The following is a 6094-nucleotide window of genomic DNA, read 5'->3' as shown; positions in this document are numbered from 1 at the left end:
CTCGCCCGGGACGTGCTCTTCGTCGTGCACCGCGGTCACGCGGCCGGCGTCAGAGCCCGGCGGCCGCGCGCAGTGCGTCGGCGCGGTCCGTGCGCTCCCATGTGAAATCGGGCAGGTCCCGACCGAAGTGGCCGTATGCCGCGGTCTGCGCGTAGATCGGGCGGAGCAGATCGAGCTGATCGATGATCGCCTTGGGTCGCAGGTCGAAGACGTCGAGGATCGCCGCCGTGATGACATCGTCGGCGACGCGGCCGGTGCCGAACGTCTCGACGTAGAGCCCGACGGGCTTGGCCTTGCCGATCGCGTAGGCGACCTGCACCTCCAGGCGGTCCGCGAGCCCGGCCGCGACCGCGTTCTTGGCGACCCAGCGCATCGCGTACGCCGCCGAGCGGTCCACCTTCGAGGGGTCCTTGCCACTGAAGGCACCGCCCCCGTGGCGCGACGCGCCGCCGTAGGTGTCGATGATGATCTTGCGGCCGGTGAGACCGGCGTCACCCTTCGGACCGCCCGTGACGAACGGGCCGGCGGGGTTGATGTAGAACTTCACGTCGGGAAGGTCGAGGCCCGTCGCCTCGAGCACCGGGTCGATGACCTCTGCGCGCACGGCGGCACGCAGCGCCTTCTGCGAGATGTCGGGCTGGTGCTGCGTCGACAGCACGACGGACTCCACGGTCCGCGGGATGTCGCCCTCGTAGCCGAGCGTGACCTGCGTCTTGCCGTCGGGTCGCAGGAACGGCAGCTCCCCCGACCGGCGCACCTCGGCGAGGCGCTCCGCCATGCGGTGCGCCGTCCACGCTGCCATCGGCATGAGCTGCGGCGTCTCGGTGGTCGCGTAGCCGAACATGATGCCTTGGTCGCCCGCGCCCTGCAGGTCGTGCGGGTCCTCGGAACCGTCCTCGCGCCGCTCGAACGCCTTGTCGACGCCGGCCGCGATGTCGGAGGACTGCGCCCCGATCGACACGCTGACGCCGCACGAGTCGCCGTCGAAGCCGGTCTCGCTCGAGGTGTACCCGATGCGGTTGACGACGCTGCGCACGATCGCGGGGATCTCGACGTAGGCAGAGGTCGACACCTCGCCCGCGACGTGGACGAGGCCCGTGGTGACGAGCGTCTCCACGGCCACGCGCCCGTTCGGGTCCGCCTCGAGGATCGCGTCGAGGATCGAGTCCGAGATCTGGTCGCAGATCTTGTCGGGATGCCCCTCGGTGACGGATTCGGACGTGAACAGACGCAGGTCGGTCATCGGTACTCCAGTTGTCGTGGCGCCGGTCGCCCTGGTGTCCGACGCCGGGGGGGCGGACACCAGTATGCCCCCGGAGACGGACATCACCGTCTTCGGGGGCACAGGGTTCGTAACGGGATTACTCCGCGCGGCGCAGGCGCAGCTTGTCCTCGTGGATCTCGTGCATCGCGATCGTGAGGGGCTTGTCCTCGACCGTCGAGTCGACGAGCGGGCCCACGTTGTCGAACAGGTTGCCCTCGTGGAGGTCGGAGTAGTAGTCGTTGATCTGACGCGCGCGCTTGGACGCGAAGATCACGAGCTGGTACTTCGAGTCGACCTTCTCGAGCAGGCTGTCGATGGGGGGCTCGATGATGCCCTGGTTCGTTCCGGCCATGGCGAAACCTCCTGGATCGGATGTCGGAATGGGAGTCTGCGGGCCTCGGGGTGCCGAGGCATCCCACCATTCTACGGGACGGCTGCCGCCGCGCGGACGTGCGGCGCCGTCGCGGTGGGGCGGATCGACCGAACGGGGCGCCGTCAGTGCGCGAGCCGGGCGACCTCGTCGGCCGCGCGGGCGACGTCGTCGTTCACGACGCGGTAGTCGAACTCGCCCTGGGAGGCGAGCTCGGTCTTGGCCGTGCGCAGGCGCCGGGCACGCTCGGCGGCGCCCTCGGTGCCGCGCCCGACGAGCCGCTGCACGAGCTCGTCCCAGCTCGGCGGCAGCAGGAACACGAGGGTCGCCGTCGGGTCGGCCTCGCGCACCTGGCGGGCGCCCTGGAGGTCGATCTCGAGCAGCACCGTACGGCCTTCGGCGAGGGCCTTCTCGATCGGCTTGCGCGGAGTGCCGTAGCGGTGCGCGTTGTGGACGGTCGCGTGCTCCAGGAGCTCGCCGTCCGCGATCATGCGGTCGAACTCGGCGTCGTCGACGAAGAAGTAGTGCTCTCCGTCGACCTCGCCCGGGCGCGGCGCGCGCGTGGTCGCCGACACGGACAGCAGGATCTGGGGATGGTGCGCCTTGATGTGGGCGGCGACCGTGCCCTTGCCGACCGCTGTGGGGCCGGCCAGCACGACGAGGCGGCTGCGGCCGCCGCGGGGCTCGATCTCGGGCCAGCGGGCGTCGAGGAAGCGGCGGAGGTCGTCGCGCTGGCGCGAGCCGAGGCCGCCGAGCCGCTTGACGGGCGAGATCTCGAGGTCGTGGAGGATACGGTCGCGCTTGCCTTCGCCGATCGCGGGGATCGCGGTGAGGAACTCCGGCACGCGCATCGCACCTGCGGGCGAGGCGGGTTCCGCCAGGGCGCGCCGCAGCAGCTCCTGCGGCGTGATCACCCGCATCGTGACGTCCTTCTTCAGCGCTGCGCGCTCCCGTCGGGCCGCGACGGCGCGGCGCGAGGCCGCCACGCGGTCGACCTCGGGTGGCCGCGCATGCGCGCCGGAGGGGTGGGGCGGAGCCCCGTCAGGAAGGGTGCGCGAATCGGGCATGTCAATCACCACGGTAGAGAAGGGCGCGCTCGGATATGCGCGCGGCGAGCCGGTCGGGTCCGGCAGCCAGGATGCTGCGGCTCTCCGACGCTATCACCGCTTCCGCCAGCTCGCCGAAGCGCGCGCGGAGCTGATGCGGTTCCGCACCCTGGTGGCCGAAGCCCGGAGCGAGGATCGGGGCGACGGGTGAGAACACCGTGAGTCCAGCATCCTCCCACTCCACGGTGCCGCCGATGACGACGCCGAGGCTCCCCCACTGCCCGCCCGAGGCCGTGCGGGCGTTGTGCTCCGAGATCTCGCGCATGATCGCGGCCGACACCGTCTCGCCGGTCGGGAGGACCGCCCGCTGCGCGGTGAAGGCGTCGGGATTGCTCGTCGCGGCGAGCACGAACACGCCCTTGCCGTTGCGCTCCGCGACGTCGAACGTCCCCTCGAGAGCGCCGACGCCGAGGAAGGGGTTCGCCGTCATCGCGTCGGCTTCGAGCGGAGAGCCCGGCGTGAGCCACGCCTCGGCGTAGGCGTCCATGGTCGATCCGATGTCGCCGCGCTTGGCATCGGCGATCACCAGCAGACCGGCGGCGCGCGCGGCGGCGAGGACGTCCTCGAGCGCTGCCAGGCCGGCCGACCCGTATCGCTCGAAGAACGAGACCTGGGGCTTGACGACGCCGACGCGGCCCGCGGCGGCCTCCACGACGCGGAGGCCGAACTCGCGCGCACCGGCGGCGGAGGCATCCAATCCCCACTCGGCGAGGAGGTGGACGTGCGGATCGATGCCGACGCACAGCTGGCCGTGCGCCGCGAACGCGGCACGGACCCGCTCGCCGAACGAGGTCATGCGCGCGCCCGCCGATCCTCTGCGTACTCCTGCAGACTCTTGACGTCGAAGCCCTCGCGCAGCACCGGCAGCGCGCTGACGGCGGCGCCGAGCACGGCCATCGTCGTGAACAGCGCCTTGTCACCGGCCACCGCCGCGGCGCGGATCTCATAGCCGTCTGCGCGAGCGGCGCCGCCGGACGGGGTGTTCACCACGATGTCGATCTCGCCGGCGTTGATGAGGTCCACGATGTTGGTCGCGCCCGACTCCTGCGTCTCGGAGTACTTGCTGACCACGCGCACCTCGATGCCGTTGCGGGCGAGGATCTCGGCGGTGCCCTCGGTCGCGACCAGGTCGAAGCCGAGCTCCTGCAGGCGGTGGGCGGGCAGGATCACGGCCCGCTTGTCGCTGTCGGCGACCGAGATGAAGACGGTACCGGACTGCGGCATGCCACCGTATGCGGCCTCCTGCGACTTCGCGAACGCCGTGGGGAAGTCGCGGTCGATGCCCATGACCTCGCCGGTGGAGCGCATCTCGGGGCCGAGCACCGAGTCGACGGTCTGACCGTCGGCGGTGCGGAACCGCTTGAACGGCAGCACGGCCTCCTTCACGGCGACCGGAGCGTCCAGCGGCACCCGCGAGCCGTCCTGCTCCGGAAGCATGCCCTCGGCCTTGAGCTCGGCGATGGACGAGCCCGCCATGATGCGCGAGGCGGCCTTGGCGAGCGGGATGCCGAGCGCCTTCGACACGAACGGCACGGTGCGGCTGGCGCGCGGGTTCGCCTCGATGACGTAGAGCACGCCGGCGGAGATGGCGAACTGCACGTTCAGGAGTCCGCGCACGCCGACGCCCTGGGCGATGGCGTGCGTCGCGATGCGGACGCGATCGATGTCGGTGCGGCCGAGGCTCACCGGCGGCAGGGTGCACGAGGAGTCGCCGGAGTGGATGCCGGCCTCCTCGAGGTGCTCCATCACGCCGCCGATGTACAGCTCGGTGCCGTCGAACAGCGCGTCGACGTCGATCTCGATCGCGTCGTCGAGGAAGCGGTCCACCAGGAGCGGCAGGCCGGGGCCGATGATCGCGGCGTCGGCGATGCGCACGAAGTAGTCGCGCAGCGCCTCGGTCGAGTACACGATCTCCATGCCGCGGCCGCCGAGCACGAAGCTCGGGCGCACCAGCACCGGGTAGCCGATCTCCTCGGCCACCCCGACGGCGCCGTCGACGTCGATCGCGGTGCCGTTGCGCGGCGCGACGAGTCCCGCGTCGTCGAGCAGGCGCGAGAACAGCTCACGCTCCTCGGCGAGGTCGATCGCGGCCGGCTTGGTGCCGAGGATCGTGTAGCCGGCGTCCTCGATCCCCTTGGCGAGGCCGAGCGGCGTCTGGCCGCCGAGCTGGCAGATGACGCCGAGGATCTCGCCGGACTGCGCCTCGGCGTGCAGCACCTCGAGCACGTCCTCGAGGGTCAGCGGCTCGAAGTACAGGCGGTCGGAGGTGTCGTAGTCGGTCGACACGGTCTCGGGGTTGCAGTTGACCATGACCGTCTCGTAGCCGGCGTCGGCGAGCGCGAACGACGCGTGCACGCACGAGTAGTCGAACTCGACGCCCTGGCCGATGCGGTTCGGCCCCGACCCGATGATGACGACCTTCGTGCGCTCCGACGGCGTGACCTCGGTCTCGGCGTCGTAGCTCGAGTAGTGGTAGGGCGTCAGCGCGGGGAACTCTCCCGCGCAGGTGTCGACGGTCTTGTACACGGGACGGATGCCGAGACCGTGACGGACGCCGCGCACCTGGGCCTCCGTGTCGGAGCGCAGTTCGGCGATCTGGGCGTCGCTGAAGCCGTGCTCCTTCGCGATGCGCAGGGTGGCGGCATCCAGCTCCCCCGCCTGGCGCACGAACTCGGCCACCTCGTTGATGAGGACGATCTGGTCGAGGAACCACGGGTCGATCTTGGTCGCCTCGAACGCCTGCTCGACCGTCGCGCCCTTGCGCAGCGCCTGCTGCAGCACGACGATCCGGCCGTCGGTCGGCCGCGTCGCGATCTCGAGCAGCTCGTCGACCGAGCGCGACTCGTCGCCCCAGTGGAAGCTGGACCCGCGCTTCTCGAGCGAGCGCAGCGCCTTCTGCAGCGCGGTCGCGTAGTTGCGTCCGATCGCCATGGCCTCGCCGACCGACTTCATGGTCGTGGTCAGGGTGGTGTCGGCGGCCGGGAACTTCTCGAAGTTGAAGCGGGGCACCTTCACGACGACGTAGTCGAGCGTCGGCTCGAAGCTCGCCGGCGTCACCTTGGTGATGTCGTTGGGGATCTCGTCGAGCCGGTAGCCGATGGCGAGCTTGGCCGCGATCTTGGCGATCGGGAAGCCGGTCGCCTTCGAGGCGAGTGCCGACGAGCGCGACACGCGCGGGTTCATCTCGATGACGACGAGGCGGCCGTTCTCGGGGTTGACGGCGAACTGCACGTTCGAGCCGCCCGTCTCCACGCCGACGCGGCGGATGCAGGCGAAGGCCGCGTCCCGCATGAGCTGGTACTCGACATCGCTGAGCGTCTGCGCGGGAGCGACGGTGATCGAGTCGCCCGTGTG

Annotated in this window: 5 protein-coding genes; all 5 read right to left on the bottom strand. The window is 70.8% G+C overall.

The features are described 5' to 3' along the window. Positions 1 to 49: 49 nt before the first annotated feature. Complete coding sequence (metK, locus tag VIP82_RS15465) at positions 50 to 1243, bottom strand: methionine adenosyltransferase (RefSeq protein ID WP_331910165.1); 1194 nt, start codon at positions 1241 to 1243, stop codon at positions 50 to 52. Between the two features lie 118 nt (positions 1244 to 1361). Next, positions 1362 to 1616: a DNA-directed RNA polymerase subunit omega gene (gene rpoZ, locus VIP82_RS15460; protein ID WP_018170775.1), complete on the bottom strand. Its 255-nt coding sequence runs from the start codon at positions 1614 to 1616 to the stop codon at positions 1362 to 1364. A 143-nt stretch (positions 1617 to 1759) separates the two neighbouring features. After that, a complete protein-coding gene (gene gmk / locus VIP82_RS15455; RefSeq protein ID WP_331910163.1) occupies positions 1760 to 2701 on the bottom strand; it encodes a guanylate kinase in 942 nt (313 codons plus the stop codon). Between the two features lies 1 nt (position 2702). Continuing rightward, positions 2703 to 3536 carry an orotidine-5'-phosphate decarboxylase gene (pyrF, locus tag VIP82_RS15450; RefSeq protein ID WP_331910161.1) on the bottom strand — a complete coding sequence of 278 codons (834 nt, stop codon included), beginning with the start codon at positions 3534 to 3536 and terminating at the stop codon, positions 2703 to 2705. Beyond that, positions 3533 to 6094 (bottom strand): carbamoyl-phosphate synthase large subunit (carB, locus tag VIP82_RS15445; RefSeq protein WP_331910159.1); only part of this gene is annotated, 2562 nt, incomplete at its 5' end. The genes pyrF and carB, both read right to left, overlap by 4 nt.

The sequence above is a fragment of the Microbacterium sp. genome, from assembly GCF_036566905.1.
In the GTDB taxonomy this organism is placed as follows: Bacteria; Actinomycetota; Actinomycetes; order Actinomycetales; family Microbacteriaceae; genus Microbacterium.
The sequence above is the reverse complement of the archived record's forward strand: the minus strand, read 5'-3'. Positions and strand labels throughout refer to the sequence as shown.